The organism is Rhizobium sp. PP-F2F-G48 (assembly GCF_004342335.1).
Classification (GTDB): Bacteria; Pseudomonadota; Alphaproteobacteria; order Rhizobiales; family Rhizobiaceae; genus Ferranicluibacter.
On the sequence record NZ_SLVH01000001.1, the window covers coordinates 446,048 to 472,716 of the forward strand.

The window sequence follows — 26,669 nt, forward strand, 5'->3', positions numbered from 1 at the left end:
ACGGGTGGGACATGCGGGCGCGATCGCCTCTGGCTTGGTCTCTTGGCGCCAGATCGCTTACTCGCGTTGCGATCTTTCCGGTTCGCTCCTGACGCTTCAGCGTCTTGTTTTGGGCATATCCTTGTTGCAAAAGCGCTGCACACTTTTGCGCGACATGCTTTATGTCCATCTCCGTGACATCAGAACCCTCCCAGCGCCGCTCCAAGAGACCGATCCTCGCGATCCTTGCCTCGCTTGCGTTGCATGCCGCGATCATTGCGCCGTTCGTGCTGCGGCTGCCGGATCGTGCGGCCGAGGAACCGGTGGAGCAGAGCGTCACCGTGGAGATCGTTCCGGAACCGGAGAAGACGCCGGAGCCCGTCGAAAAGCCTGAGACGACGACGGAGAAAGCGCCCGAGCCGCAGCCCGAGGCGCCCAAGCCTCAATCCGCACCGTCGAAGCCGCCACCACCACCACCGGCACCTGCTTCGCCGTCGACCCCGGCTGAGCCCTCATCGGCCGCTGCGCCCTCGCAGCCTTTCGAGGCGTCGGCAGCAGAGGAGACCGACTCACCGCCGGAGGCTGTCGATCTGCCGGCGCCGGATGACAAGGCCATGAAAGAGGATGTTCCGACGCAAGAGCCGGCGGAGGATGTGCCTGCAAGCTCTGCGGATGCCGCGGACAAACCGGATGCCGAGCCTTCTTCCTCTGCGGAAGCGCCCGTTTCGGAAACACGGCCGGATGCGCCGACATCGGCCCCGACACCGCCACAACCCGCCGAGACACCGCCAGCCATGCCGGAGGTGCTCGCCGGAAAAACACCCTCGACGGAAGGAGAGGAGAGCGAGGCCGCTACCCTTGCGTCTCCTCCATCCTCCAGCCCGCCTCCTGAAACAGCACCGCCGCCACCGCTTTCGTCCGCGGAGAAAGCCGACGTCGGCCCGACGACCGACAGCCGCGCCGAAGCACCGATGACGCCGGACGAGCAGGCGGCGTTCGTTCCGGCCAAGCCTGCGGTACCGGCGACGAAGCCCGATCCCGAGCCCGCGCCGAAGGCGGCGAAGACGCTGTATGCCAGGAATATTCTCGCGGATCCGCGCGTGCGCGGGGCCTTGGGCAGACTGTCGCCCGAGAAGCGGATCGTCCAGATATGCGGCATCGAGGCACTCGAGCAGGCGCGCCATTCGAGCGCTTCGTTCCGGCCGGACCTTCTGAAGGGCTTCGGCAGGAATGGCGGGCTTATCGCCGGGCCGCATCTGAGCGCGCGGGGTGGCGCGGTCCGGTCCCGCGGGGTCTGGCGCGAAATCACCTTCGACTGCACCGTCAATGCCGCATTCGATGCGATCACCTCCTTCCGTTTTGCCATCGGCGACACGATCCCTCGCAGCGACTGGGCAGCCCGTGGGCTTGCTGCCGATTGATAACCCACGTTTTCAGGCCGTCCGGCCATTCCCCGGGGAACAACTCGTCAGCCATCGCTTTCCTTCGCCAGAAGGAATGCGCGCTCTGCGCGTGGAAGGGGGATTATGATGTATGTGGATGGCTTCATCGTCGCTGTCCGTCGGGACCGGCTGGATGCCTATGCCGATCTCGCGCGGCAGGCCGGCGCGATCTGGAAGGCGCATGGCGCGCTCGACTATGTGGAATGCATCGGCGACGACCTGCCTTACGGGCAGCTCACCTCGTTCCCGCGCGCCGTGCAGGCGACGGCCGACGAGGTGGTGGTCTTTGCCTGGATCGTCTATGCCTCGAAGGCCGACCGCGATCTGATCGTGCCGAAGGTCATGGCCGACCCTCGGCTGAAGATCGATCCGGAGACCATGCCCTTCGATGGGCAGAGACTGATCTATGGGGGTTTCGATATGCTGGTCCGGGCCTAGATTGCCGTCGGCAAACAGGCTTCCACCGAAGGGGCCATCGCCGTATGGTCCCGCCGCTAAAGCGATCTCGGGAGATCTCATGCCGCAAACCATGCTGACCCTGTCCACCCGGGGTTCCGGGCTCTACGAGTTTACCGACGAGGTCCGCGCCTTCGTGCGCCAATCGGGGATCGAGGAGGGTTTGTTGACCGTGTTCGTCCGGCACACCTCGTGCTCGCTGCTCATTCAGGAGAATGCCGATCCGGATGTCCGGCGGGATCTCGACATGTTTTTTGCCCGTCTGGTGCCGCCGTCCGACGATCCCTCGATGCACTGGGTCGTCCATACCGACGAAGGCCCGGACGACATGCCGGCGCACATCAAGGCGGCGCTGACCGCGGTGTCGATCGGCGTCCCGATTGCGAGCGGCCGCCTCGTGCTCGGCACGTGGCAAGGCCTCTATTTGTTCGAACATCGCCAGCGTCCGCATCGGCGCGAGGTCGTCCTGCACCTCGGTCGCTAGGATCGACACCGCAGCGAAGGTTCAAGCCAGGCCATCGCTTGACATCGGCATTTCAGATCGCATCTCTTCTCTTGAGCCTTTGCTTTGATACGCGCCGAGCCGATGAGGGGGAATGATGATGACGGACGTTCAGACCATTGCCGAGCGCTTCATGGAGGCGCTGAACCATCGCGATTTCGAGACCATCGCCGGGTTTCTGGATGAGGATGCGGCGCTCGACACGCTCACCGGACTGCGCGCCATCGGCTCGCATCCGCTGCGCCTGGCGATCATGAGCTATTTCCGCCACTTCGACGAAACCTTTTCGGATATGGTGCCGATGCGCGACCAGCTGGGCCAGCGCGTTGCCGTCGACGTCACGGCCCGGGGAACCTACCGGGAAAGCATGGCCGGCTTTCCGACGGCGACGGGCCAATCCTATTCGGTCCCGAGCGTCTTCGTTTTCGAGTTCGACGGGCCCAGCGTGACGCGTCTCACGCATTATCGCAACATCCGCATTTTCGAGCAGCAATTGCTGCGCTGAAGCGCCGGCCACCCTGGCCGACAGGCATCGTTTGCCATGCTGCGACCGTCTTCACGCGCTCTTTCGAGATGAACGGTTCCTGAATGTACGGTTTCACGTACATTCAGCTTCCCCGCGCTAGAAAGGATGCATTCGCCGGACAACGGCGCAACTGACGCGCGCCTCGCGGAGACGGGGGACGCGTTTTTGAAGATCGAGGAAACGCACCATGAAAACCATGATGACCCGACTTGCCGTTGCCGCAATGATCGGCGTGTCCAGCCTTTCCGCCTTCGCCGGCGCGGCCTCCGCCAACGAGATCCGCCTCGGCCTCTCGTCCGGCTCCGTCGTCGATGTGCAGTATCGCGATGAACGCGACTGGCGGCGCGACCGCCAGGATCGCCGGCACGATCGCCGCGATTGGGGCCGTGAGCGTCGTGGCCATTGCGCGCCGTGGCTGGCAGCCGACAAGGCCGGTGCCTATGGCCTGCGCCGCGCCCGCGTCGTTGCCGTCACACCGCGCCGGGTCGTGGTCGAAGGCCGCTTCCGCGGCGGGTTCCGCACGATCGCCTTTGCAAACATGCGAGGCTGCCCGCGTCTCGGCCGCTAACAGCCGCCTTCGCCGCCCATAAGCGAGGCTCGAAACAGCAAAGCCTGCCCGGTCAAAGCGATCGAGCAGGCTTTGCCAATGAGAGGGGTGTCGTTGCCGGCGTCCGCTGCGCAGGTCTGGAGATAGCCAGCGGGTATCGGCGACCATGCTCTTTGCTTGCAGCAATGTTGCGAACGACGCGGTCGATCACCCTACGCGGACGACAGAGCGACGCGCCGCAGCCGGCCCGCCGCTCTTCGGTGTGTTTCAGGGATCGATCGCGAAGGTCAGGTTGACGGTGACGTTGTAGTTGTTTTCCCCGTTCGCGATCGGGACGGCCGCTTCGGCCAGATCCTTGGCCATGGCGCGGGCCATCATGGGCACGGGTTCGGGGCGCCCGGCATTCTCGTTGATCTCGATCACCCGGCCCAGCTTGACGCCGGCGGCGTCCGCCAGGGTCTTTGCCTTCGCGATCGCATCGGCCACGGCGGACTTGCGGGCCTCATTGAGGGTCGCGTCCGGCTTGTCGTTGGTAAACTGGATGCTGCCGCCCTGGTTGACGCCGAGCGTTACCGCCTGGTCGATGATCGCGCCGAGCTTGGCGATCTCACGCAGCCGCACGGTCAAGGTGTTGGCGACCTGATAGCCGATGAGAGTCGGGGGCTCGTTGCCATTGTTGTTCTCGGGATAGCGATATTGCGGATTGACCGCAAAACCGGAGGTCTGCAGATCGCGATCCGCGATGCCGCTGGTGCGCAGCGCAGCCAGAACATCGGTCATCGACTTGGAGTTGGCATCGAGCGCTTCGCGCGCCGTTTTCGCATCGGTGACCACGCTGAAGGAGACGATCGCCATATCCGGCGCGACGCTGGCGCGCCCCTCGCCACTGACTTCGATCACGGCTTCGCGCTGCGGCGGGGGTGTCTGGGCCGAAGCGGGCAGGGCCGTCGCGGCCAGGACGGAAAGAGCGAGAGCGGGCACGAAACCACCCAGGAGGGTGCGGCGCAGGCGGAGCATTGACGTCATATCGGGTTCTTTCTCTTCATCTATTTCGTCCCTGCAACCTTGTTGCGGATCGATTGTGAAGGGAATACGGCGGCGCCTTGTGACAAACCCGAAATTCCGCTAAAGCCATCCCGCGGAGGCCACCATTGACCTCCCAAAAACGGCACCGCCGTCAGGGCCTGTAGCTCAATGGTTAGAGCCGGCGGCTCATAACCGCTTGGTTGGGGGTTCGAGTCCCTCCGGGCCTACCACCTCAATTTTACTTTCAGTGACTTATATCGCCGTTCGCCATGGCGATTGTCCAAGGGGTTAGCCAGTTCCTTTCTTGACCGGATATCCCGTGGCAACCGCCGCGAACTGTCGCGTGCGCGTCGCTGCCGTTCTGCCCCTCGACGAGAATCATCCCGCCCTATCGTCTATCAAATCACTCGACAAACGTCTGCCTGTCTCTACCTTGGGGCTGGCGCGATCGTTGACGCTTCGGGCTGGCTCGGGTGCGGCGATTTGCGGCGAAGCTTAGGGAGGACAGGTTTTGGTGTATGATGTGGCGGTTGTCGGTTCGGGGTTTTCGGCCATCGCGGTTAGCGTTCACCTGTTGCGGTCGCTGCCCGCGTCGGCCAGTATCGCGATCGTCGGCGACGATCCGGCTTTTGGCCGGGGCACCGCTTATCGGACCGAGTTTCATCTGCACCGGCTGAACGTGCCGGCCGGCCGCATGAGCGTTTTTCCCGATGAGCCCGATCACTTCCTTCAATGGCTCGAGCGGCAGGGGAGAGGCATCTCGCGTGACGAGTTCGCGTCGCGCGGGGATTACGGGCTGTATCTTCGGGACACATTGGCCTCGCTGCTCAGGGACCGGCCATCGCGGGCGAAGCTCGATTTCATCCGGGCGAAGGCGACGGGATGCGTTCGCCTGGCGGATGACGGGCTGCTGTTTCAGCTTGCCGAGGGTGAGAGCCTGCAGGCGCGGGCGGTGGCCCTGTGTCTCGGTGTCGGCACGGCGGATCTGCCGCTTCGCGACGCGCGGATTGCCGAGCCTGCCCGGCGGCGGCTCGTGCGCAATCCCTGGCGGTTGAAATGGCTGTCGAAGGTCAAGCCCGAGGAGACGGTCTCCATCCTCGGTTCGGGGCTGACGATGATCGACCAGGTGCTGACGCTGCGCGCCCGCGGCCATCGGGGCGTCATTCACGTTCTCTCGCGGCGCGGCCTTGTTCCGCATGCCCATGCCCGCCATCATGGGGCAGCCGTGCTGCCCGATCTTCCCGAAGATCCGCTGACGGTGAGCGGCATTCTGAAGGCGCTGCGGAGACAGGTTCGTCAGGGTGCGGAGTGGCGCACGGTGATGGACGGCCTGCGGCCGCGAACGCAGGCGCTGTGGCAGCGCCTGTCCCCACCCGAGCGCGCCCGCTTCCTGCGGCATGCGCTGGCCTGGTGGAACATCCACCGCCACCGTGTCGCGCCGGCCGTGTTCGAGCAGTTCGATGCCTTGCTGCGGGACGGCAGCGTGAAGGTTCATGCCGGATTTCTGAACGAGATCGGCTTTCGGGACGGCCGTCCCTGTCTTGCCTATCGGCCGCGCGGCGGGCGGAATGTCGTGTCCCTCCCGGTCGATTGGGTGATCAACTGTACCGGCATGGAGCGCGCGGGCATCGGGCATTCGCCCTTGCTGATGCATATGGCGGACCAGGGGATCATCGTTCCCGACGGTCTGGGTCTCGGTTTGCGTGTCGACGGCCTGTCACGCGCCATCGGCGCCGATGGCAACGCGCTGCCGGGCCTCTATGCCGTGGGTGCGCTGACGGCGGGGCAATTCTGGGAGATCACGGCGGTGCCGGACATCCGGGTGCAGGCGCAGACGGTCGCACACGCCATCATCGCCGAGCGCGCGGTTTCCGTCGCCTGACGTCACGATCACGTCGTTCCGTGCCCTGAGAGGCGTCATGCTTCAGGCGTCAGGCGGCGCGGCGGAAGGCGAAGGTGCGGCCCATGTCCGCGGTGGAGACCAGCCCCATCCGGTAGAGCGAGGCCAGCACGCTCGCGACCGCGGGACGGACCCGCTGACCCTGGCGAAAACGTCCCGCAATGCCTGCGGCATCTACGGCGCCGCCGGCCGCAATGAGAGCGTCGATGACGAGGGCGGTCTGAGCGGCGTCGTTGCGGCTGGGGAACGGGGGAAGGCTTCCTCTCGCCGCGATGCCAAGGGCCGGACCGAGATCGGCCTCGATCTGCCGGGCTTTCTCGGTTTCGGAGCCGAAGCGTTCGATCTGGTAGTCCGGGCGGACCCACCGAACGATGCCGCGCTTCTCCTCACGCGTGCGCTCTTTGTTCAGGGCTAAAAGATGGGCCAATATGTCTGTGTGCGCCAAGTCCGCCGGCCAGCCATAGGCGGCGGCTACCGCCGTATCCAGCTCGTCGTGCAGCTCCTTGAGTATCAGAAGGAGACCGTCCTCGAAAACACGGCGATCCCTGCGCTCCAGCCTGTCGGGATGCGTGCCGGAAACGATGAGGTCGAGCACGTTGTAGAGGCCTGTCAGCGTGAGATGCGGGTGGTCGGCGAGCACGCGCTTGCGGTGGGCGTCGAGCGCTTCACCGAGCAGGCCGATCGCCTGCCGGTCTGTGTTCGACAGCACGGGGAATGGGAAGGGGTCGAAGCAGCGGGATTTGGAGTAGCGCGGCCTGTCTTCCAGCGTGCCGCCCTGTGCCGATGCCCAGATCGTGTGCCAGCGCGACGAGAGGATGCCAAGATCGGCTGGGTCGGCTGTTGCGATGACGACCAGCATGTTGTCGGGAAGAACGTCCGCATCGAGGAACTGGAAGACGCGATGTTTCGCCGTCTCGACCGTGGCGACAAAGCGGGAGAGGCCTGCGAGCGCGGGGCGAAGCTCGCGACGGGGTTCGCCGAAGATCCACCAGTTGTCGCGATAGGTCGCCCTGTTGTTGCGATCGCGCTCCGGCTTCACGGTCAGCAACAGGTGCTGGTAGACCTCCGGATAGAGCCTTCGCACCGCGTCCTGTGTGCACCCGAACAGATCGATGGCCATGACATCCCGCGGCCGGTTCGTGAGATCGCGGCCGTTGCGATAGTTTCGGATATGCTTTTCAAGGCCCGGATGTCTGCCGCGGCCGAGATGCTCTGCCTCCTTCCGGGTGACGATGAAGCCGGACCCGTGAAGTTTGACGCCGGGAGAGCAGATCCCGGTGTTTCCCTTGAGCCCTTCCGCTGCGGTGACATCGACGCCGGTGGTCAGATCTGCATTGATCCGGCCGGATGTCTCGCGAAACAGGATCACCGGCGTGTCCGTGGCCACGCCGTCTTCCGATACCACCTGCATCAGCTGGCCTTCGAGCTTCCCCGCTTCCGCCACCGTCATGGCGATGCGCACTGCGGCGCTGTCGCGCGTGACCTTCGTCCAGGGGTGGTCGGGAATGGCCATGACCAGCGAAAGGGGAGACTTGGCGCCGAGATAGCGTTCCATCACGCGCCGCTGGAAAACCTGGCTGATGGAGTTGGTGGTGACGAAGCCGAAGCGTTTCAGGCTCGAGCCTTTGCGGGTCAGGAGTTCTGCCGAGCGATCCCACCAGTACATGACGAAATCGGCACTCTCGTTCATATGCGGATGCGCGGCCCAGAGCGCCTGCGCATAGGGCTGGCCAAGACGTGCCCGCAGGTCCTTGCCGCCGATGAACGGCGGATTGCCGACGATATAGTCGGCCTCCGGCCAGTCCGGTCGGCGCGGGTCCTCGGGCGAGACGAGCACCGCATCCATGCAGCGGATGTTGTGGAACGCCTTGAGGATCGGCTCGGAGGGGATGCCGCCATTGTTGCGGAAATGCAGCTGGAGATGGCCGATCCACAGGACGAGTTCGGCGATGGCCGCGGCGCGGGGATTGACCTCCAGGCCCAGGAACTGATGCGGATCGACCGTGTGGCTCTCCAGCCCGTGCAGCGCTTCCTGTCCGCCGAGATCGGTCAAGGCTTCCAGCACATCGCTTTCGAGCGTCTTCATCAGTTCGAGCGAGACATAGAGAAAGTTGGCGGTGCCACAGGCGGGGTCGAGAATGCGCAGATTGCAGAGACGGTCGTGAAAGGCCTGGACACTGGCGATCGCCTGCCGCTCGCGGCCTTCGCTCTTCTGTCGATCCGCCGTCGCGCGGATACCGGCCCATTCGAGACGCAGCGGTTCGATCACCGTGGCGATCACCAGCCGCTCCACATAGGCCCGCGGCGTGTAATGCGCGCCAAGGCGCCGCCGTTCCCCGGGGTTCAGCGCCTGCTCCAGGAAGGTGCCGAAAATCGCGGGCTCGACGTCCTTCCAGTCGTGATCGGCTGCCGCCGCCAGTTCGCCGATCTCCTCGCGCCGCAGCGGCAGGGCCCGGCGGTTGCGAAAGAATTCGCCGTTGAAGCGGCGCACCGGGTGGCGGATGGTGGCGGAGAAGCCGCCTTCGTCCATTGCGCGCCAAAGCTCCTCCATCATGCCGGGAAAAATCTCCGGTCGGTCGGCGCAATCCTTCAGGAGACGCTTGAAGCTGTTGCGGGGCAGGAGATCCACGTCTTCGGCAAACATGGTGAAGAGCACGCGCATCAGGAACATCGCCACGTCCTCGGTCGGATGCCCTGCCTTCTCCAGCGCTTGCGACACCTTGGCGATGCGGGTCGCGATTTCGCGGGTTACCTTGGCGGCGTGGCGGGCGGGATCGAGCGACAGCGGGTCGGACCAGATGGAGACGAGACGCTTGCGAACGGCCTCGTCGCGCAGATCTTCGAGGTAGATGCGATAGGTCCGGCGGTCGGGAAAAATGTCGTAGGCTTTTCCATCCCGGCGGAAATTGGCATAGATCTCGATGCAGTGGCCGACATCGCAGACAAGCAGGAACGGCGGCGGCTCGTGATCGGGCGGCAGCAGGCGCACGTAATCCTCGGCCTGGGCGCGCGCATTGCGCATCAGCACGTCCCAGGCACGCCCGGCCCCGCGCCGGCCCCGCGTCTGCGGTTCCATGCCGGGAAAGGGCAGCATGTTCTCCGCCGATCCCGCCGCGCCGCGCAGGCTCTTGTCGCCGAAGATCCGGCTCTGCTTGGCTTCGAGCACGAAGCAGTCCCGCTTGTAGAGGTCGATCCGGCGGCGCGTCGGGGCGCCATCGCGGTTGGGCTCCCGCACGACGCGCTCGAACACATAGTCGTTGGCTTCCGTGCTGGCCGCCGCCGGCTGGGCGTGGGGCAGGCCGAGCAGATCGCAGAGTTCGGTGAGAAACAGGGCGTAGTTGGCGCGCTCCTGCCCACCTTCCTGCCCCTGCCACCGACGAATGAACGTTTCGACCACAGACTGCACGCTTGGCCCTCTTCGAAGCGACAGTTCTCCGAAACTTCCGGCGAGGATGCAAGTAAAAATTACATTTCAACTTAACGCTCTTTTTGCGTGTATCGTCCGGTCTGTCGTGAGAGCCGAATTACCGTGCCGTCGTGCGGATATCTGGCGCCTGCGGTTTAAATCGCTGCCGCCGCGCCCTATACAGACCCCGACACGCGTTGGTGCGACCTGCGCCGGACGACTGGCGGCGCCAATGCCGCCTCATGACAGGACGAAGGAGACGAGCATGACCCTCACAGGCGAACTTCTGATCGGTGCAACGGCGCGCCGCGGGCAGGGCGGTGCGATCACCGGCTATGACGCGGCGACGGGCGCGGCGCTGCCCACGGTGTTTGCCGGGGCGACGGCGGCCGACGTCGAGGAAGCGGCTTCGCTCGCCTGGGACGCCTTCGCGATCTATCGCGAAACGGAACTGGAAGCCCGTGCCGCCTTCCTCGAAACCATCGCCCAGAACATCCTCGACATCGGCGACAGCCTGATCGAGCGGGCGAAGGCCGAATCCGGCCTGCCGCGCGGACGGCTCGAAGGGGAGCGGGGCCGCACCGTCGGCCAGTTGCGCCTGTTTGCCGCCGAAGTCCGTGCGGGGGATTTCCAGAGCCTGCGCTTCGATGCAGCCGATCCGGAGCGCAAGCCTGCGCCGAAGCCGGACCTGCGCCTGCGCAACATCGCCATCGGCCCGGTTGCGGTGTTCGGCGCCTCCAATTTTCCGCTCGCCTTCTCCGTTGCCGGCGGGGATACCGCATCGGCCCTCGCGGCCGGCTGCCCGGTGATCGTCAAGGCGCATTCCGCCCATCCGGGAACCTCGGAACTGGTCGGCCGCGCGGTGCAGAAGGCGGTTGCCGATTGCGGACTGCCGGCCGGGACCTTCTCCCTGCTGTTTGACGAGGACAGGGCGATCGGCCAGGCGCTCGTCGCCGATCACCGCATTCGTGCGGTCGGCTTCACCGGCTCGCGCGCCGGCGGCACCGCACTGATGAAGATCGCGGCGGAACGCCCGGTGCCGATCCCGGTCTATGCCGAGATGAGCTCGATCAATCCCGTCATCCTGTTCCAGCACGCGCTTGCCAACCGCGGTGCCGCCATCGGCAAGGCCTTCGCCGGATCGCTGACGCTCGGTGCGGGCCAGTTCTGCACCAATCCGGGCCTGATCCTCGCGATCGACGGTCCCGGCCTCGATGCCTTCATCGCGGCCGCCGGCGAAGCGTTGAGCGCCATTCCCGCGCAGACCATGCTGACGAGCGGGATCTGCAAGGCCTATCTTTCCGGCGTCGCACGCCTGTCGGGCCATGCCGAGGTGAAGACCTTGGCCGAAGGTCTGGAAGGGACGGCGACGCAGGGTCGGGCAGCCTTGTTCGAGACGAGCGCCAAATCCTTCCTCGCCCATCACGAGTTGCAGGACGAGGTTTTCGGTGCCGCCGGTCTCGTCATCCGCTGCGCCGATGCCGCAGAGCTCGAAAGCGTCATCGATGCCATGGAGGGCCAGCTGACGGCGGCGCTTCACATCGACGCGGCCGATCATGAGGCTGCGCGTACGCTGCTGCCGAAGCTCGAACTTCTGGCCGGACGCCTGCTCGTCAACGGGTTCGGCACCGGCGTCGAGGTCTCGCCGGCGATGGTTCACGGCGGTCCCTATCCGGCAACGTCAGATGGGCGCACCACCTCGGTCGGGACGCTCGCGATCTATCGCTTCCTGCGCCCGGTCAGCTATCAGGACATGCCGCATGCCCTTCTGCCGAAAGCGCTGGCTCGGTAAGTTCCGACGTCACCAACGCACTTTGACCGGCGCGTGATCGAAGGACTTGACGACGCGCCGCCGATCCTGAACAGATCGGCGGACACGCCGTCGCCTGCAGACCCGTCTCGACTTCGGCATACTCTTGCGTCGAGGCGGCGTCCGTGCCGGCAATCTCATGATCGAACATACGCCGTTGGTGATCGCCCTTGCCGTCGCCGCCGCTTTTCTGGTCGGGCTGTCCAAGGGCGGGCTGCCGATGGTCGGCACCATTTCGGTGCCGCTCCTGGCACTCGTCATCTCGCCGGTGACGGCGGCAGCGCTGCTGCTGCCGATCTACGTCGCAAGCGACATGGTCGGGCTCTATCTCTATCGCGAGGACTTTTCGCGCCGGAACCTTGCGATCCTCACGCCTGCCGCCATCTTCGGCGTGTTTCTCGGCTGGCTCTTCAGCGCCCATCTCTCGTCCGTGGTGATCGGCGCGCTGGTGGGGCTCGTGGGCGTGCTCTTCTGCCTCAATATCTGGTTCGGCGCACGCTACCGGACGGTCGCGCGCGAGGCCGATGTGCCGCGCGGGCTCTTCTGGGGCACGCTCACCGGATTGACGAGCTTCGTCTCCCATTCCGGCGCGCCGCCCTATCAGATGTACGTGCTGCCGCAGCGCCTCGAGAAGATGACCTTTGCGGGCACGTCCACCATTCTCTTTGCCATCGTGAACGCCGTAAAGATCCTGCCTTACTGGCAGCTCCAGCAGTTCTCCAACTACGATACATCGCTGGTCCTCTGGCTGGCGCCGGCTGCGATCATCGGCACGGTGGCCGGACGGCGCCTGACGCTGGTGATCCCCGATGGCCTGTTCTTCAAGATCGTGCAGTTCACATTGCTGCTACTGTCGATCAAGCTTATTGTCGATTACGTGATGACGCTGTTGCCGTAAGCCCCTTCCTTTCGCGCTGCAGCAACATAACATTGGGCTCGCCAAGACAGACGCGCTCCGAGGACCCATGGAAGATATCGTTGAAAGCCTGATGCAGATGTTCGGACCCTGGGGTATCGCGCTTCTGATGTTCCTCGAACACATCTTTCCGCCGATCCCCTCGGAACTCATCATGCCGCTGGCCGGCTATCGTGCATCGCAAGGCGATATGTCGATCGTCACCGTCATCGTCGCCGGCAGCATCGGCTCGCTGCTGGGAGTCATGCCGTGGTACTATGCCGGACGGAAGCTCGGCGAAGCGCGGATGAAACGGCTGGCGGCGCGACATGGGCGCTGGCTGACCTTGACCGAGGCGGATGTGGATGCCGCAAGCCGGCGGTTCCGCGAAAAAGGCGCGACCGCCATTCTGGTCGGACGGCTTATTCCGACGGTTCGGACGCTGATCTCGGTGCCCGCGGGCATCGCCCGGATGCCGCTGTCCACGTTCACGATCTTCTCGCTGATCGGGACGGTCGCCTGGACCTCCGGTCTGGCCATGGCCGGTTATCTCCTGGGGCAGGCTTATGACGTCGTGTCGGCCTATGTCGATCCCGTCTCCACCACGGTCATGGTGCTGATCGTGCTTTTCTACGGCTATCGCGTCGCGACCTTCAAACCGCAGCGGGGCGATGCCTGATGTCGCGTTGCCAAGGCCGAGCCCTGTGACTGGACAGGCTTGAAAAGCGCGGTATCTTCCGCGGCACTGTCGATGAGCAGCGGACGATCTGCTCTACCTTCGAAGCCACCGACCTTTTCGGTGGTTTCTTCCCGTGAGAAAGGCGGCTTCGTGCCAAGTCTTGATATCGCCGGACTGATCGCGAAGGTCGCCATGGGCGACCGTGCAGCGCTGGCATCCCTCTATTCCGCAGTCTCCCCGAAACTCTTTGCTATCTGCCTGCGTATCCTCAAGGATCGTACAGATGCCGAGGACGCCCTTCAGGATGTCTTCGTCAAGATCTGGCAGCGGGCGGACCGGTATGCGGCGACGGGCGTGAACCCAAACGGCTGGCTCGCCGCCATCGCCCGCAACCAGGCGATCGACATGATCCGGGCGCGACGGCCTTCTGCCGACACGATCGGCGAAGAAGGGCTTGAGATTGCCGATAGCAGTCCCGATCCGGAGGCCGTCTCGATCGGCCTTGGCGAGGGGCGGCGGATCGACCGCTGCATGGGCGAACTTCCGCCGGAACGGGCCGACGCCGTCCGGAACGCCTATGTCGAGGGATTGAGTTACCAGGAACTGGCGGAACGCTATAATGTGCCGCTGAACACGATGCGAACCTGGCTGCGCCGCAGCCTGCTCAAACTGAAAGAGTGCCTGGAGCGATGACCGAGATCGATGACAGCGACAGAGACCGCTCCCGCGACGAGGTGCTTGCCGCCGAGTATGCCGTGGGCGTGCTGTCCTTCGCCGACCGGAAGCGGCTGGAGGCGCGGATCGAGCGCGAACCCGCTTTCGCGCTGCTCGTCGCGCAATGGGAAGATCGCCTGAGCCCTCTGGAGCTGCCGACGGAGGAAGCTCCGCCGCGTTCCGTCTATCCGAAGATCGAGGCGCGCCTTTTCGGATCGTCTGCCTCTGCCGGTGCACGACGCGGGGGCTGGTGGCATTCGGTGGCGGTCTGGCGGGGCGTCGCCTTCGCCTCGATGGCCGCGGTCGTCGTTCTCGCGGCCATGCAGCAGGGCCTGTTCGGCGCCAAGCCGTCGCCGGCTCCGGCACCTCTCGTGGCTGCGATGAAGGGCGAGGGATCGCCGCTCGCACTGCTCGCCTCCTATGACGCTGCGAGCGGTCGTCTGGCCATCACGCCCGTGGCCGCCGATGCGGACGCGCCGCGCTCGCTGGAACTGTGGCTGGTTCCGGGTGGCGATGCTGCACCCGTTGCTCTCGGCGTTCTGCCGCAGGATGGTCGGGGCGTGATCGACATTGCTCCGGCGCACCGCGCGAACCTGAGCGAAGGCATCACGCTTGCCGTCAGCGTCGAGCCGCCCGGCGGGTCGCCGACCGGCCTGCCGACCGGTCCCGTGATCGCGGCCGGTGAGGCCCATCACCCCTGACGTCGCATGTCTGAACAATTCGTCAATTTTTTTCGGCCGGATCTCGATCCGGCCGAAACTGTTTCCGCGCCGGCCTCGTCTCTGTTGTGTCACCCGAGACGTGATGCCCCAAAAAGCGCGATCGCGCCGGGCCGAGAACCGAACAGGAAGAGGAACCACCCATGTTGACGTCCGCACTCCGTACCATCGCCCTTGCGACACTCGTTTCCGCCACCGCCGTTTCCGCCTATGCCGCCAATCCGAAGGTCGGCGGCGCCGCCATGTTCGAAGACAAGAACATCGTCGAAAATGCCGTGAACTCCAAGGATCACACGACGCTGGTTGCCGCCGTCAAGGCAGCCGGCCTGGTCGAGACCCTGCAGGGCAAGGGCCCGTTCACGGTCTTCGCTCCGACCAACGAAGCGTTCGAGGCGCTGCCGAAGGGCACCGTCGAAACCCTTCTGAAGCCTGAGAACAAGGCCCAGCTGACCAAGGTCCTGACCTGCCACGTCGTTGCTGCCGACGCGATGTCGACCGCGATCGCAAAGATGATCAAGGACGACGGCGGCGAGCATGACGTGAAGACCGTCGGCGGCTGCGTGCTGAAGGCCAAGGAGATGGGCGGCAAGATCACGCTCACCGACGAAACCGGCGGCGTCGCTCATGTGACCATCGCCGACGTCAAGCAGTCGAACGGCGTCATTCACGTCATCGACAAGGTTCTCCTGCCGAAGATGTAAGTCTTAGCAGAGACATGACGGCAAGCCGGTCGTCCCGAAAGGGGCGGCCGGCTTTTTCATGTCCTCTCGCGGTGACATGCCCCCCGTTCACCCCCCTATCGGTCCGCTTGTCGGCCTGGCTCTTTCCATGTGTTCACGGAAGGGCGAACCGATTGAATGTGGGCGAGCCGTGCGGCGGATGCATGGGTGGCCTGAGGGCTTCGCGCTGGTTGGCTGCGGTGTGCGGGCGTATAAACGGGACATCGAACACGAACGGGGCGCAACACTTCGGAAACATCCAGACGGTGTTTCGAGGCCCCCTTCAACACCTTGGAAAGGGAACATCATGAACGTCGCTCGCTCTTTCACTACCTGGCGCAAGTATCGTCAGACCGTCAACGAACTCGGCCGCATGTCGACCCGCGAACTGAACGATCTCGGCATCTCCCGCAGCGAAATCCGCACGGTTGCCCGTTCGGCTGCCGCTCTCTGATCGACCATCGAATGCCTGCCGCCGGCCTCTGCCGGACGGCTCCACCCAAACGCCCGCGCCTCGTCGCGGGCGTTTCGCGTTTGCGGATGAGGCGAGGGCGGACGTGGTCCGCGTATTTTCCGTCTGCTGATCGCTCAAACCAAAACCCCCGCTTGCGGCGGGGGTTCTGGCCTTGGGAGGCACCCCGCAGCGATGTCGGGGGAGTGCGGGACCAGACGCTCAGAAGCTCTGGCGCCGGACGAAGGTTACTCGGCCGCGTGGAGGACCGGAGCCGGCTCGAGCAGCGGCGGTGCGTTGCCGGCCAGCGCTGCGGCGAGCTGGTCCTTGTCCAGTTCGTTTTCCCACCGGGCGACAACCACGGTCGCGACCGCGTTGCCGATGAAGTTGGTGAGGGCACGGCACTCGGACATGAAGCGGTCGATGCCGAGGATCAGCGCCATGCCGGCGACCGGTACCGAGGGGACGACCGAGAGCGTGGCGGCAAGCGTGATGAAGCCCGCGCCGGTGATGCCGGCGGCACCCTTCGACGACAGCATGGCCACGAGCAGAAGCAGGATCTGATCACCGTAGGTGAGCGGCGTATCCGTCGCCTGGGCGATGAACAGGGCGGCAAGGGTCATGTAGATGTTCGTGCCGTCGAGGTTGAACGAGTAGCCCGTGGGGATGACGAGGCCGACGACGGAGCGCTTGCAGCCGGCCCGTTCCATCTTTGCCATCAGGCCGGGAAGCGCTGCTTCCGACGACGATGTCCCGAGGACGAGCAGCAGCTCTTCCTTGAGGTAGCGGATGAGCGCCACGATGGAGAAACCGTTGTAGCGGGCGACGGCGCCGAGGACGACGAAGACGAAGATCGCGGCCGTGAGATAGAAGGTGCCGATCAGGAAGGCGAGGTTGGCGATCGAGCCGATGCCGTACTTACCGATGGTGAAGGCCATGGCGCCGAAAGCACCGATGGGGGCGGCCTTCATGAGGATCGCCACGAGGCGGAACATGGGGGCGGTCACGGCATTCAGGAAGTCCGTGACGGGACGGCCCTTGTCGCCGACCATGCCGAGCGCGATGCCGAACAGCACCGAGAAGAACAGGACCTGCAGGATGTCGCCATCGGCAAAGGCGCCGACGATCGTCTGCGGGATGATGTTCATGAGGAAGCCGATGATGCTCGCCTCATGCGCCTTCGCCGTATAGGTCTCGACCGCCGTGGCGTCGAGCGAAGCGGCGCTGATGTGCATGCCGGCACCCGGCTGGACGACGTTAGCGACGACGAGGCCGACGGCCAGCGCCAGCGTCGAGAAGGTCAGGAAGTACAGCATCGCCTTGCCTGCGACGCGGCCGACCTTCTTCAGGTCCGACATGCCGGCAATGCCGGTGGTGACGGTGAGGAAGATGACCGGTGCGATGATCATCTTGACGAGCTTGATGAAGGCATCGCCGAGCGGCTTCAGCTGGGTTCCGAGCTGCGGGTAGAAGTGGCCCAGCAGGATGCCCGCGATGATCGCGGTGAGGACCTGGAAATAGAGATGCCGGTAAAAGGGCAGCTTTGCGCTCTGTTCCATGGGTTCAGGTATCGCGTGCATATCGTTCCTCCTTGCGTCCCCCGCCGACAGGCTCTCCCGGGACTGTTCCTTCTCGAAACTAAGATTGCAAAGAGCGTGCCAGTTTTGTCTCGCAGGTCTGGCGGTTGTTTTCATTCAGCTAAATTTTACAACCGTTCTTTCTCGAGCTTGGCGAATGCGGATATCCGCACGGTGCGGTTTGCGATGTGTCCGGATTTATGCACAATGGGACATGCACGATCCGCTACCGAAACCGTCCGTCTCCCGCTCGCGGAAACGCCTCCTCCCCTGGATCGTTCTCGGGGCCTTGGTGCTTGCGGGCCTTGTCGCGGCGATGGTGGCAGGGTCGTATTTCGGGCGGGAAGATGCGCTGCGGACGCTGGAGGCCCAGGCCCGGACCGATACGAGCCTCAAAGTTGCGCATTTGCGGGCGGTCCTCGAGCGTCCGCGCGCCTTGCCCATGCTGCTCGCCCGCGATCGCCAGCTGGCCGATACGCTGGAGCGACCCGATCCGCAGCGAAGCATCAGTCTCGATCGAAAGCTGGAGGAGATCGTCGCGGATACCGATGCCGCCGTGATCTACGTAATCGGGCGCGACGGGATCGCCATCGCGTCGAGCAACTGGAAGGAACCGACGAGCTTCGTCGGCAACGACTATACGTTCCGCGAATACTTCAGCAGGGCGATGGCGGCGGGCACGGCGGAGCATTTCGCCCTCGGTTCGGTCAGCAAGCGCCCGGGTCTCTATATATCCCGGCGGATCGAAGGCGCATCCGGGCCGCTCGGCGTGGTCGTTGCGAAGATGGAGTTCGACCAGATCGAGACCGACTGGCGCAGCGCGGGACGACCCACCTTCGTCACGGACCTGAACGGCGTCGTCTTGATCACCAGCATTCCGTCCTGGCGGTTCATGGCGATGACGCCGATCGCGTCCGATCGCCTCGCCGCCATCCGCACCAGCCTCCAGTTCGGCGATGCGCCCCTGACGCCGGTGCCGATGACGGTTCTCGAACCGGTGTCGGCTGGCGTCGAGCGGGTCAGCGCCGTCATGCCGGGGGAGCGCCAGCGGGATTTTCTGCGCCTGGCCGTCGCCGTGCCATCGACGGATTGGCGGCTCGATTATCTTGTCGAGACGGATGCCGCGGTTGCCGCCGCCGTCCAGAGCAAGCGCCTGCTCGGCCTTGCCATCGTGGTGCCGCTTGCAGCGCTCGCAGCCATCCTCACCGCCCGCCGGCAGCAGGCGATCGGTCGGCTGGCGCGGGAACTGGCCGCGCGCGAAGAGCTCGAGCGCCGCGTGCGGGAGCGCACCGAGGCGCTGACGTCGGCCCGTGACCGGCTGGAGGACGAGATTGCCGGACACCGGGCGACGGAGACGACGCTTCAGGGCGTGCAACAGGAGCTTGTCCATGCCAACCGGCTTGCCATTCTCGGGCAGGTGGCCGCGGGCGTCGCGCATGAGATCAACCAGCCGCTCGCCACCATCCGCGCCTATGCCGACAATGCCCGTGTTTTCCTGACGCGGGCACAGCCGGGGCCAGTCGACGAGAATCTCGAAAGCATCGCCGCGCTGACGGATCGTATCGGCAGCATCACCGACGAGCTGAAGACGTTTTCGCGCAAGGGCCGTGCCCCGGCCGGGCCGGTCTCGGTCCGTGCGATGCTGGAAAGCGCCGTAATGCTGCTGAAGAGCCGGTTTGGCGGGCGGCTCGATGCGCTGCAGATCGACTTTCCGGAGGACGCCCTTCTCGTTCTCGGCGATCGCGTGCGGCTGGAGCAGGTGCTGATCAACCTCCTGCAGAATGCGCTGGAGGCCCTGTCCGGCCGGTCCGATGCCCGGGTGGATATCGCAGTCGACACGGAGGGCGACGATGTCGAGCTGCACGTTCGCGACAACGGGCCGGGGATTTCTCCGGAGATCATGAGCGCTCTGTTCACGCCGTTCAACACGTCCAAGGAGCAGGGGCTCGGACTCGGGCTCGTCATCTCGCGCGACATTCTGGCGGATTATGGCGGGCGCATCGCGGTCGAGAGTTCGGATGCCGGCGCGCATTTCACCATTCACCTGAAAAGGGCGACGGTATGAGCGATGTCAACGTTCTCCTTGTCGATGACGATCCGGACCTCCTGAAGGCAACGCGGCAGACGCTGGAACTCGGAGGCTTCACCGTCCAGGCGGTGTCCTCCGCGCGCGAGGCGCTCCTGGGGCTCGATCGGCGCTTTGCGGGCGTCGTCGTCACGGATATCCGCATGCCGCAGATCGACGGGCTGGAGCTGTTCGACCGTGTCCGCCGCATCGACCCGGATATTCCCGTGATCCTGATGACTGGCCATGGCGATATTCCCATGGCGATCAAGGCGATCCGGGATGGCGCCTATGATTTCCTGCCCAAGCCATATCCGACGGACCGATTGGTGCAGGGGGTTTTGAATGCCGGGGAGAAGCGGCGGCTGGTGCTGGAGAACCGCGCGCTGCGGGAGGCCGCGGACGAGGCCCAGGACGGCGGCCTGCTGATCGGCCAGACACCGGCGATGGAGCGGCTGCGTGAAACCATCCGCCAGATCGCCGACACGGATGTGGACGTGCTGATGACCGGCGAGACGGGCAGCGGCAAGGAGGTCGTGGCGACGCTTTTGCATCGCTGGAGCCGGCGGGCGAAAGGGCACTTCGTTGCGCTGAATTGCGGGGCGCTTCCGGAACAGGTGATCGAGAGCGAACTCTTCGGCCACGAACCCGGCGCCTTCACCGGCGCGCAGAAGAAGCGCGTCGGGCGGATCGAGCATTCGAGCGGCGGCACGCTCTTTCTCGATGAAATCGAGAGCATGGCGCCGGCGACGCAAGTGCAGATGCTGCGCGTGCTGGAAATGCGCGAGGTGACGCCGCTGGGCACCAACGAGGTGCGCCCGGTCGATCTACGTGTGGTGGCGGCGACGAAGGTCGACCTTGGCGATCCGCGGGCGCGCGGCGATTTTCGCGAGGATCTCTATTACCGACTGAATGTCGTCACCCTCTCGATCCCGCCGCTGCGCGAGCGCCGCGACGATATTCCACTCTTGTTCTCGACCTTTGCAGCCCGTGCCGCAGCGCGGTTCAAGCGGGACGTTCCCGCCATGACCGACGCCGTGCGCCGATATCTGGCCGAGCACGACTGGCCGGGCAACGTGCGCGAACTCGGCCATTTCGCGGAGCGAACGGTTTTGGGATTCTCGCCGGACGGTCCGTCCAGGGGCAGCCTCGATGTGGCCGATGCGGGAACCGGCACGCTGCCGCAGCGAATGGACCGCATCGAGGCGGACTTCATCCGCGCGGCGCTGCGCGAGGCCCAAGGGGATGTGCAGCGCACGATCGAGGCGCTCGGCATTCCCCGCAAGACCTTCTACGACAAGCTGCAACGGTACGGCATCGTACGAAGTGATTTCGCGACGCGATAAAGGTGAGATTTCGACCCTAAATTTGGGACGTCTTAAACCTGTTTGAAGGTTTGGTGGATAGCGTAGGGTTCGTCATCGGCGGAGCCCGTACCGGGGCCTCTCGCCGATGGCCTCACATCTTTCCCCGCGCAGTCAGCCGACAGGGTGCCTGCCAATCCGATCTCCCGACCGTCGCGCGCTTCGCCACGAGGCGGTCGCCATGAGGCATCCATGCTCCGTGTTCTCTCCTGCATGTCACTCGAGCATGATGTGCGTCTGGTCGTTCTGGCGGCTCTTCTCTGCCTTGTCTCCTGCGCTTCGGCCATGATGCTGCTGAAGCGGGCGCATCGCGCGGACGGTTTTGCCCGGTGGATCTGGCTCGCTGCCGCCGGCATTTCAGGCGGCTTCGGTATCTGGGCGACGCATTTCGTCGCGATGCTTGCCTATGAGGCTGCGCAGGTGCTCGGTTACGACCCGTCGCGCACGCTGGCGTCGCTCGCCATCTCGATCGTCACCACGTTTCTCGCCGTCGCCGTCGCGACCTTGCTTGCGGGCCGTTCGGCCTATGTCATGGCCGGGCTCCTCTTCGGTCTCGGCGTCTCCACCATGCATTTCGTCGGCATGACGGCCATCGAGTTCCCGGGCGAGATCCTCTGGGACGTCCATCTCGTCTGGAGCGCCATCCTTTTTGCCGTGCTCTTCTCCGTTGCGGGATTTGCAGCCGTCCGGCACGGGCGTTGGGGCGCAAGGCGGCTGGCCTCTGCGGCGAGCTTTCTGGCGCTCGGCATCGTCTCCATGCATTTCACCTCGATGGGCGGCGTGACCATGACGCCGGTCGCGGACCCGCCCTTGCCGTCGAACCTGCTGTCGCCGGCCCTCATGGTGATCGTCATCGTCGCGACCGCGACGTCGCTGTTGTTCTCCGTGCTCGCGGCCGCGCTGTTTGCGAGCCGCACCGAAACGGCGACCCTCGCCACGAATGCGCGGTTTCGTCATCTCGTCCAGGGGGTCAGCGACTACGCCATCTATCTGCTCGATCCCGCCGGCTTCGTCACAAACTGGAACGTCGGGGCACAGCGTCTGAAGGGCTATGTCGATCGCGAGATCGTGGGCCGGAATTTTGCGCTCTTCTACTCGGAGGAGGATCGTCGCGCGCGGGCGCCGGAACAGGCGCTCGAAACGGCACTCCTCACGGGCAAGTTCGAGACGAACGGATGGCGCTACCGCAAGGATGGAACCAGGTTCTGGGCCTCCGTCGTCATCGATCCGATCTACGACGAGCACAAGCTCCATATCGGCTTTGCCAAGATCACGCGGGACTGCACGGAGGCAACCGACAGTGCGGCGCGCCTGCTGGATGTCACCAACAACCTCTCGATCGCGCTCAACACGATGGGCCATGGGATCGCGCTGTTCGACGCGAACGAGAAGCTCATTCTCCATAACGAGCTGTTCCGGGAGATCATCGCGTTTCCGCCCTCGCTCAATATCGTCGGGCGGAGCTTCCATTCGCTCTGCTACGAGCGCTTCAAGACCGATCAGACCGGATCGACGAATGCGGATGGGCTCTATGCGCTCCATCGCGCGCTGTTCATGGCTCCCGGCGGTGGCGAGACGGCGCGGGAGGTGGCCAACGGCCGGAACATCCGCACCGTGCATCGCCCGACGGGCGACGGCTCTTTCGTGATGACGCTGGAAGACATTACGGATCGCGTGCATGCCGAAGCAAAGATCCGGCATCTTGCGCGGCATGATGCCCTGACGGGCCTTGCGAACCGCCACCAGTTCGCCGAACGGCTGGACGCCGCGATCGACAGCGTCAGCGGGCTGGAGAAGGTTGCCGCGATCTGCATCGACCTCGACGAGTTCAAGGAGATCAACGACCGTTACGGCCATGCGATGGGCGACAAGGTTCTCTATGAGCTTGCCGGACGGATGCAGCGGCTGGTCGGTGAGAACGAGGCCGTGGGTCGCTTCGGCGGCGACGAATTCGTCGCCTTCAAGCGCTTCCTCGAGGACAAGGACCTCGAGGATTTCATCGGGCGGCTATTCCGGGCGCTGAACGAGCGCATCGTCATCGACACGACCGAGATCCTGCCCGGTGCCAGCATCGGCGTCTCGATCTATCCGCTGGATGCGCCGGATCGCGAGAAGCTTTTGAACAATGCCGACATGGCGATGTATCGATCCAAGGCACAGCCCGACCAGCGCATCAGCTTCTACGAGGCGGCGATGGACGAAGCGGCGCGCGAGCGTCGTGCCATCGGGCGCGACCTCAACGTGGCGCTCGACGAGAAACAGTTCTTTCTCGTCTATCAGGTTCAAAAATGCGCGCGCACCCGCAAGACGACCGGCTACGAGGTGCTTCTGCGCTGGCGGCATCCCCGACGGGGGCTGATCTCGCCGGCGACGTTCATCCCCATTGCCGAGGAATGCGGACTGATCTCCGCCATCGGCGACTGGGTTCTGGAGGAGGGCTGTCGGGAGGCTGCCCAATGGAATCTCGGTCACAAGATCGCGGTCAATCTTTCTCCCTTGCAATTGGGCGATGTCGCGCTGGTGGACAAGGTCCGTTCCGTACTCCTGCGCACGGGTCTCTCGCCGTCGCGCCTGGAGCTGGAGGTCACCGAAAGCGCCATCATCGGCGACAAGGGCAGGGCGCTGCACATCCTCCGCCAGATCCGCGCGATGGGCGTGACGATCGCGATCGACGATTTCGGCACCGGATATTCCTCGCTTGAAACGCTGCGGGCGTTCCCCTTCGACAAGATCAAGCTCGACCGGAGCTTCGTCCAGGATTTCGACGGCCGCCAATCGCGCGCGTTCATCCGCGCCATCGTGGCGCTCGGCAACAGCCTCGATGTCACGATTCTCGCCGAGGGTGCCGAGACCGAGGACCAGCTCGACGTGCTGGTTGCCGAAGGCTGCGATGAAGTGCAGGGTTTCCTCTTCGGCCGTCCATGCCCGATCTCGGAGCTCGCCGATCTGTCGCTCGATCGTCCGGCACTCACCGCCGGAAACCGCCCCCGTCCGGAAACCGGCATGAGAAACGCATAAAAAAGCCCGGTCTCAGCAACCGGGCTTTCGTTCGATGGCAGCGCGAAGGCTGTTCGCCTGACGCGTCAGGCGCTCTTGCGAAGTCCCCGTTCGCCCTGTTCCGCGTTATGACGGTCCGGCTTGAAGGTGCCGGGTTCGCGGGTGGTGGTGCGGCGGTTCAGCTGGAAACGGCAGACGAGATCGGCAAGCACGGCTGCGCCCTGCGCCAGGGTGTGGCTCAGTTCCGTGGTGCGCGCGACCATGGCGGCGTTTTCCTGGGTCATCCTGTCGAGATTGTTGACCGAGGCGCTGATGTCGCCAAGGCCGGTGGTCTGGTCCGAGGTCGCGGCGGCGATCGCATCGATGTTCTCGTTGATGGCGGCGACGAAAACCTCGATCTCGGTCAATGCCCTGCCGGTATCGCCGACGAGGCGGACGCCTTCGACGACTTCGTTGGAGGCGTTCGAGATGAGGCCCTTGATTTCCTTTGCGGCGCGCGCCGATCGCTGGGCGAGTTCGCGGACCTCCTGGGCGACCACGGCAAAGCCGCGACCCGCTTCACCGGCGCGGGCCGCCTCGACACCGGCGTTCAGCGCCAGCAGATTGGTCTGGAAGGCAATCTCGTCGATGACGCCGATGATGTGGCCGATCGAGGCCGAGGCGGTTTCGATCCGCTGCATGGCCGCCACGGTGTCGCTGACCACCATCGCCGAATGGCCGGCCTGCTCCTTTGCCTGCTTCACGAGATTGCGCGTGTCCTGCACGCGTTCGTTCGACTGGCGGACCGTGACGGTGATCTGTTCCAGCGCCGATGACGTTTCTTCGAGCGCAGTTGCCTGTGCATGGGTTCGCTCGGCAAGAACGTCGGACGCTTGCCGCATCGTATGGCTGTGGCCGTTCAGGTTTTCGGTTTGCCCGAGCACATCGACCAGTGTCTGCTGGAAGCCGCCGATCGACAGGTTGAAGTCGTGGCGCAGCTGTTCGAATTCCCGCGTGAAGGGGCGGTCGAGCGTCTGGCGGATATTGGCCTGTGCCAGACGGCCGAGACCGGCGCCCAGTTCCTCGACGGCGCGGACCCGCTCGGTCATGTCGGTCGCAAATTTCACGACCTTGATGACGCGGCCGCTGTCGTCGACGATCGGGTTATAGGTCGCCTGGATATGCACGCGCCGGCCGTCCTTGCCGAGACGCAGGAACTGGTCGGTCACGAAGGCGCCGCCGGCGAGGTGCTCCCAAAAGGTCCGGTAGGCTGCCGACTGCACATAGGCAGGCTCGCAGAAGATCGCATGGTGCCGGCCGACGATCTCCTCCAGCTGGTAGCCGAGGACCGAAAGGAAATTCTCGTTCGCAGTGACGATCTGCCCCTCGGGCGTAAACTCGATGACGGCCTGCGCGCGCGACAGGGCGTCGAGCTTGCCCTTGTCGCTGAGGCTGGTGATCTTCGATTGTGTGATATCGGTCGCAAATTTCACGACCTTGATCGGGCGCTTTCCCTTGAAGACGGGATTGTACGATGCCTCGATCCAGACCTCGCGACCGCCCTTGCCGAGCCGCTTGTACTGCGCCTGCTGAAACGTGCCGTCTGCAAGCGCACGCCAGAAGGCGGCATAGGACGGGGAGCGCGCTTCGTCCGGCAGAACGAACATACTGTGATGGCGCCCGACGATCTCCTTGCTGTCGTAGCCCATGGCACGGCAGAAATTGGCATTCGCGCGTAGAATCCTGCCCGTGAGATCGAATTCGATAATCGCTTGCGACTGGTTGAGCGCTTGCATGATGGCGCCATCGGACAGGGAGAAAATCGACATTCGGCTGGGATCGCTTCTGAAAGGAGAACGGGTGGGCAGTTCACCCCGAAAATAGGGTGTGAATTTAAATTATCTTTTAATTTCAATTGAGTTCGTGCGGTAACGGACGGAAAATCTTGCGATGTCCGCGAAGCGCTCGTCTCTGCAGCGCATGGTTCTTGCGGAATTTCGAGCAGGGCATTTGAAGTTGCGCGGGAGCGCCCGGCGACACTGAACGGCGGTGTATGTAACCCTTTTACGACAATCGAGAGGAGGGGAGCCTTGTGCCGCGGCAAACACTCTCCATATGCAAGAGAGAGCGAACACGGGAGACGAAGGACGATGCCAAGCACAGCCTATGCGGCAGACTTCATGCGCGCCGCCGACGATGTCGGGCGTGCCGAACGCCTGCGGCGTCTGCGCCGGTTGGCAAAGCTCGCGCGGATCATGGATACCGCCGTCGGCATTCCCGGAACGCGGTTCCGCTTCGGTGCGGACGCCCTTTTGGGCCTCGTTCCGGTCATCGGCGATGCCAGCGGCGCGATCATCGGTCTTGCGATCGTCAACGAGGCCCGGCGGCTCGGCGTGCCGAAGCGAAAGCTTGCGCGGATGCTTTATAATCTCGGCGTGGACGCGACCGTCGGTGCCGTGCCCTTGGTCGGCGATGTCTTCGACGTCTACTTCAAAGCCCACAAGAGAAATATCCGGGTGATCATGGATCACTTCGAGATCAGCGATCGCGATCTCTAATCGCGCAAACGTCCCGTATTCCGGTCATTTTAGACATATTGCGAACAAATGATGGAACCAGTTTGACTCTGCTTCCATTCCGAGGAGTCTGAAAAAGGAGAAAAGATCATGCCCATGTCGAAGCAGGCCATTCCGGTCGCGCAATCGAACGTCGTCACGGCCCGCGAAGCGCTGGAGCCGCTGTTCGTGAAGCTGGAAGTGGAAACGGATGCGCGCCTGATCAGGGCGGCCGTCGGCGCCGGCTGGACAGCGGAGGAAGCGGTCGCCGCGATCGACGATCTGCGGCGTCAGGACGTTGAGCCGTCGCGCCATTGAGTGGTCCCGGCATGCGTTCTTCGTGGCAAGAGCGCGTTTCTTG

Annotated in this window: 22 protein-coding genes and 1 tRNA gene; 19 read left to right on the forward strand and 4 right to left on the reverse strand. The window is 64.4% G+C overall.

Going from position 1 to position 26,669, the window contains the following annotated elements; genetic code table 11:
* Positions 1-161: 161 nt before the first annotated feature.
* The 5 genes from C8J36_RS02070 (at position 162) to C8J36_RS02090 (ending at position 3,473) form a co-directional block, all read left to right on the forward strand.
* The gene (locus tag C8J36_RS02070; protein WP_132532088.1) at positions 162-1,400 is read left to right on the forward strand and encodes a DUF930 domain-containing protein; all 1,239 of its coding nucleotides are present in this window, start codon (positions 162-164) and stop codon (positions 1,398-1,400) included.
* Positions 1,401-1,505: 105 nt separating this feature from the next.
* Positions 1,506-1,859, forward strand: coding sequence for a DUF1428 family protein (locus tag C8J36_RS02075; protein ID WP_062592319.1), 354 nt, complete (start codon positions 1,506-1,508; stop codon positions 1,857-1,859).
* A gap of 79 nt (positions 1,860-1,938) precedes the next feature.
* On the forward strand, positions 1,939-2,361 hold the full coding sequence (locus tag C8J36_RS02080) for a secondary thiamine-phosphate synthase enzyme YjbQ (RefSeq protein ID WP_132532091.1): 423 nt from the start codon (positions 1,939-1,941) through the stop codon (positions 2,359-2,361).
* A 118-nt stretch (positions 2,362-2,479) separates the two neighbouring features.
* The gene (locus C8J36_RS02085; protein ID WP_132532989.1) at positions 2,480-2,884 is read left to right on the forward strand and encodes a nuclear transport factor 2 family protein; all 405 of its coding nucleotides are present in this window, start codon (positions 2,480-2,482) and stop codon (positions 2,882-2,884) included.
* A 208-nt stretch (positions 2,885-3,092) separates the two neighbouring features.
* A complete protein-coding gene (locus C8J36_RS02090; protein WP_062592323.1) occupies positions 3,093-3,473 on the forward strand; it encodes a hypothetical protein in 381 nt (126 codons plus the stop codon).
* Between the two features lie 246 nt (positions 3,474-3,719).
* On the opposite strand, the gene C8J36_RS02095 is transcribed toward C8J36_RS02090, so the two are convergent.
* A complete protein-coding gene (locus C8J36_RS02095; RefSeq protein ID WP_132532991.1) occupies positions 3,720-4,469 on the reverse strand; it encodes an SIMPL domain-containing protein in 750 nt (249 codons plus the stop codon).
* Positions 4,470-4,632: 163 nt separating this feature from the next.
* Between C8J36_RS02095 and C8J36_RS02100 the strand changes: the two genes are divergently transcribed.
* Together C8J36_RS02100 and C8J36_RS02105 are read left to right on the forward strand one after the other, a co-directional pair.
* Positions 4,633-4,708: transfer RNA gene (locus tag C8J36_RS02100), tRNA-Ile, on the forward strand.
* A 281-nt stretch (positions 4,709-4,989) separates the two neighbouring features.
* Positions 4,990-6,360, forward strand: coding sequence for an FAD/NAD(P)-binding protein (locus C8J36_RS02105; protein ID WP_132532094.1), 1,371 nt, complete (start codon positions 4,990-4,992; stop codon positions 6,358-6,360).
* 49 nt (positions 6,361-6,409) lie between these two features.
* On the opposite strand, the gene C8J36_RS02110 is transcribed toward C8J36_RS02105, so the two are convergent.
* Positions 6,410-9,784: a DNA methyltransferase gene (locus C8J36_RS02110; protein ID WP_132532097.1), complete on the reverse strand. Its 3,375-nt coding sequence runs from the start codon at positions 9,782-9,784 to the stop codon at positions 6,410-6,412.
* 265 nt (positions 9,785-10,049) lie between these two features.
* On the opposite strand from C8J36_RS02110, the gene C8J36_RS02115 reads away from it, so the two are divergent.
* The 7 genes from C8J36_RS02115 to C8J36_RS02145 all read left to right on the forward strand — a co-directional run bounded on the left by C8J36_RS02115 (position 10,050) and on the right by C8J36_RS02145 (position 15,774).
* On the forward strand, positions 10,050-11,576 hold the full coding sequence (locus C8J36_RS02115; protein WP_132532100.1) for an aldehyde dehydrogenase (NADP(+)): 1,527 nt from the start codon (positions 10,050-10,052) through the stop codon (positions 11,574-11,576).
* A gap of 157 nt (positions 11,577-11,733) precedes the next feature.
* Positions 11,734-12,492, forward strand: a complete 759-nt coding sequence (locus tag C8J36_RS02120) for a sulfite exporter TauE/SafE family protein (RefSeq protein WP_132532103.1) — start codon at positions 11,734-11,736, stop codon at positions 12,490-12,492.
* Between the two features lie 67 nt (positions 12,493-12,559).
* Entirely contained in the window at positions 12,560-13,168 is a 609-nt protein-coding gene (locus tag C8J36_RS02125; protein ID WP_062592335.1) for a DedA family protein, read from the forward strand.
* Between the two features lie 150 nt (positions 13,169-13,318).
* On the forward strand, positions 13,319-13,861 hold the full coding sequence (locus C8J36_RS02130; protein WP_132532106.1) for a sigma-70 family RNA polymerase sigma factor: 543 nt from the start codon (positions 13,319-13,321) through the stop codon (positions 13,859-13,861).
* A complete protein-coding gene (locus C8J36_RS02135) occupies positions 13,858-14,583 on the forward strand; it encodes an anti-sigma factor (RefSeq protein WP_132532109.1) in 726 nt (241 codons plus the stop codon). Before C8J36_RS02130 ends, C8J36_RS02135 begins: the two co-directional genes overlap by 4 nt.
* A gap of 161 nt (positions 14,584-14,744) precedes the next feature.
* Complete coding sequence (locus tag C8J36_RS02140) at positions 14,745-15,302, forward strand: fasciclin domain-containing protein (protein WP_062592338.1); 558 nt, start codon at positions 14,745-14,747, stop codon at positions 15,300-15,302.
* Positions 15,303-15,627: 325 nt separating this feature from the next.
* Positions 15,628-15,774, forward strand: coding sequence for a DUF1127 domain-containing protein (locus C8J36_RS02145; protein WP_082476848.1), 147 nt, complete (start codon positions 15,628-15,630; stop codon positions 15,772-15,774).
* Between the two features lie 245 nt (positions 15,775-16,019).
* On the opposite strand, the gene C8J36_RS02150 is transcribed toward C8J36_RS02145, so the two are convergent.
* Positions 16,020-17,351, reverse strand: coding sequence for a dicarboxylate/amino acid:cation symporter (locus C8J36_RS02150; protein ID WP_165914924.1), 1,332 nt, complete (start codon positions 17,349-17,351; stop codon positions 16,020-16,022).
* 211 nt (positions 17,352-17,562) lie between these two features.
* Here C8J36_RS02150 and C8J36_RS02155 point away from each other — a divergent pair, with 211 nt between their 5' ends.
* The 3 genes from C8J36_RS02155 (at position 17,563) to C8J36_RS02165 (ending at position 23,795) form a co-directional block, all read left to right on the forward strand.
* Positions 17,563-19,413 carry an ATP-binding protein gene (locus C8J36_RS02155; RefSeq protein ID WP_132532112.1) on the forward strand — a complete coding sequence of 617 codons (1,851 nt, stop codon included), beginning with the start codon at positions 17,563-17,565 and terminating at the stop codon, positions 19,411-19,413.
* On the forward strand, positions 19,410-20,759 hold the full coding sequence (locus C8J36_RS02160) for a sigma-54 dependent transcriptional regulator (protein WP_132532115.1): 1,350 nt from the start codon (positions 19,410-19,412) through the stop codon (positions 20,757-20,759). Before C8J36_RS02155 ends, C8J36_RS02160 begins: the two co-directional genes overlap by 4 nt.
* A 210-nt stretch (positions 20,760-20,969) precedes the next feature.
* A complete protein-coding gene (locus C8J36_RS02165) occupies positions 20,970-23,795 on the forward strand; it encodes an EAL domain-containing protein (protein ID WP_132532118.1) in 2,826 nt (941 codons plus the stop codon).
* Positions 23,796-23,860: 65 nt separating this feature from the next.
* Here the strand turns inward: C8J36_RS02165 and C8J36_RS02170 are convergent, their stop codons facing one another.
* Positions 23,861-25,582, reverse strand: a complete 1,722-nt coding sequence (locus C8J36_RS02170; RefSeq protein ID WP_132532121.1) for a PAS domain-containing methyl-accepting chemotaxis protein — start codon at positions 25,580-25,582, stop codon at positions 23,861-23,863.
* 321 nt (positions 25,583-25,903) lie between these two features.
* Here C8J36_RS02170 and C8J36_RS02175 point away from each other — a divergent pair, with 321 nt between their 5' ends.
* Complete coding sequence (locus C8J36_RS02175; RefSeq protein ID WP_132532124.1) at positions 25,904-26,311, forward strand: DUF4112 domain-containing protein; 408 nt, start codon at positions 25,904-25,906, stop codon at positions 26,309-26,311.
* A gap of 108 nt (positions 26,312-26,419) precedes the next feature.
* Complete coding sequence (locus C8J36_RS02180) at positions 26,420-26,626, forward strand: hypothetical protein (protein ID WP_132532130.1); 207 nt, start codon at positions 26,420-26,422, stop codon at positions 26,624-26,626.
* The last annotated feature ends 43 nt before the right edge of the window (positions 26,627-26,669 follow it).

Coding starts and splice junctions, on each gene's coding strand:
- C8J36_RS02180 (WP_132532130.1), top strand. CDS start 26,420: ATGCCCATGTCGAAGCAGGCCATTCCGGTCGCGCAATCGAACGTCGTC.
- C8J36_RS02150 (WP_165914924.1), bottom strand. CDS start 17,351: ATGCACGCGATACCTGAACCCATGGAACAGAGCGCAAAGCTGCCCTTT.
- C8J36_RS02080 (WP_132532091.1), top strand. CDS start 1,939: ATGCCGCAAACCATGCTGACCCTGTCCACCCGGGGTTCCGGGCTCTAC.
- C8J36_RS02090 (WP_062592323.1), top strand. CDS start 3,093: ATGAAAACCATGATGACCCGACTTGCCGTTGCCGCAATGATCGGCGTG.
- C8J36_RS02165 (WP_132532118.1), top strand. CDS start 20,970: ATGCTCCGTGTTCTCTCCTGCATGTCACTCGAGCATGATGTGCGTCTG.
- C8J36_RS02155 (WP_132532112.1), top strand. CDS start 17,563: ATGCACGATCCGCTACCGAAACCGTCCGTCTCCCGCTCGCGGAAACGC.
- C8J36_RS02170 (WP_132532121.1), bottom strand. CDS start 25,582: ATGTCGATTTTCTCCCTGTCCGATGGCGCCATCATGCAAGCGCTCAAC.
- C8J36_RS02075 (WP_062592319.1), top strand. CDS start 1,506: ATGATGTATGTGGATGGCTTCATCGTCGCTGTCCGTCGGGACCGGCTG.
- C8J36_RS02120 (WP_132532103.1), top strand. CDS start 11,734: ATGATCGAACATACGCCGTTGGTGATCGCCCTTGCCGTCGCCGCCGCT.
- C8J36_RS02160 (WP_132532115.1), top strand. CDS start 19,410: ATGAGCGATGTCAACGTTCTCCTTGTCGATGACGATCCGGACCTCCTG.
- C8J36_RS02095 (WP_132532991.1), bottom strand. CDS start 4,469: ATGCTCCGCCTGCGCCGCACCCTCCTGGGTGGTTTCGTGCCCGCTCTC.
- C8J36_RS02175 (WP_132532124.1), top strand. CDS start 25,904: ATGCCAAGCACAGCCTATGCGGCAGACTTCATGCGCGCCGCCGACGAT.
- C8J36_RS02140 (WP_062592338.1), top strand. CDS start 14,745: ATGTTGACGTCCGCACTCCGTACCATCGCCCTTGCGACACTCGTTTCC.
- C8J36_RS02070 (WP_132532088.1), top strand. CDS start 162: ATGTCCATCTCCGTGACATCAGAACCCTCCCAGCGCCGCTCCAAGAGA.
- C8J36_RS02125 (WP_062592335.1), top strand. CDS start 12,560: ATGGAAGATATCGTTGAAAGCCTGATGCAGATGTTCGGACCCTGGGGT.
- C8J36_RS02085 (WP_132532989.1), top strand. CDS start 2,480: ATGACGGACGTTCAGACCATTGCCGAGCGCTTCATGGAGGCGCTGAAC.
- C8J36_RS02145 (WP_082476848.1), top strand. CDS start 15,628: ATGAACGTCGCTCGCTCTTTCACTACCTGGCGCAAGTATCGTCAGACC.
- C8J36_RS02135 (WP_132532109.1), top strand. CDS start 13,858: ATGACCGAGATCGATGACAGCGACAGAGACCGCTCCCGCGACGAGGTG.
- C8J36_RS02115 (WP_132532100.1), top strand. CDS start 10,050: ATGACCCTCACAGGCGAACTTCTGATCGGTGCAACGGCGCGCCGCGGG.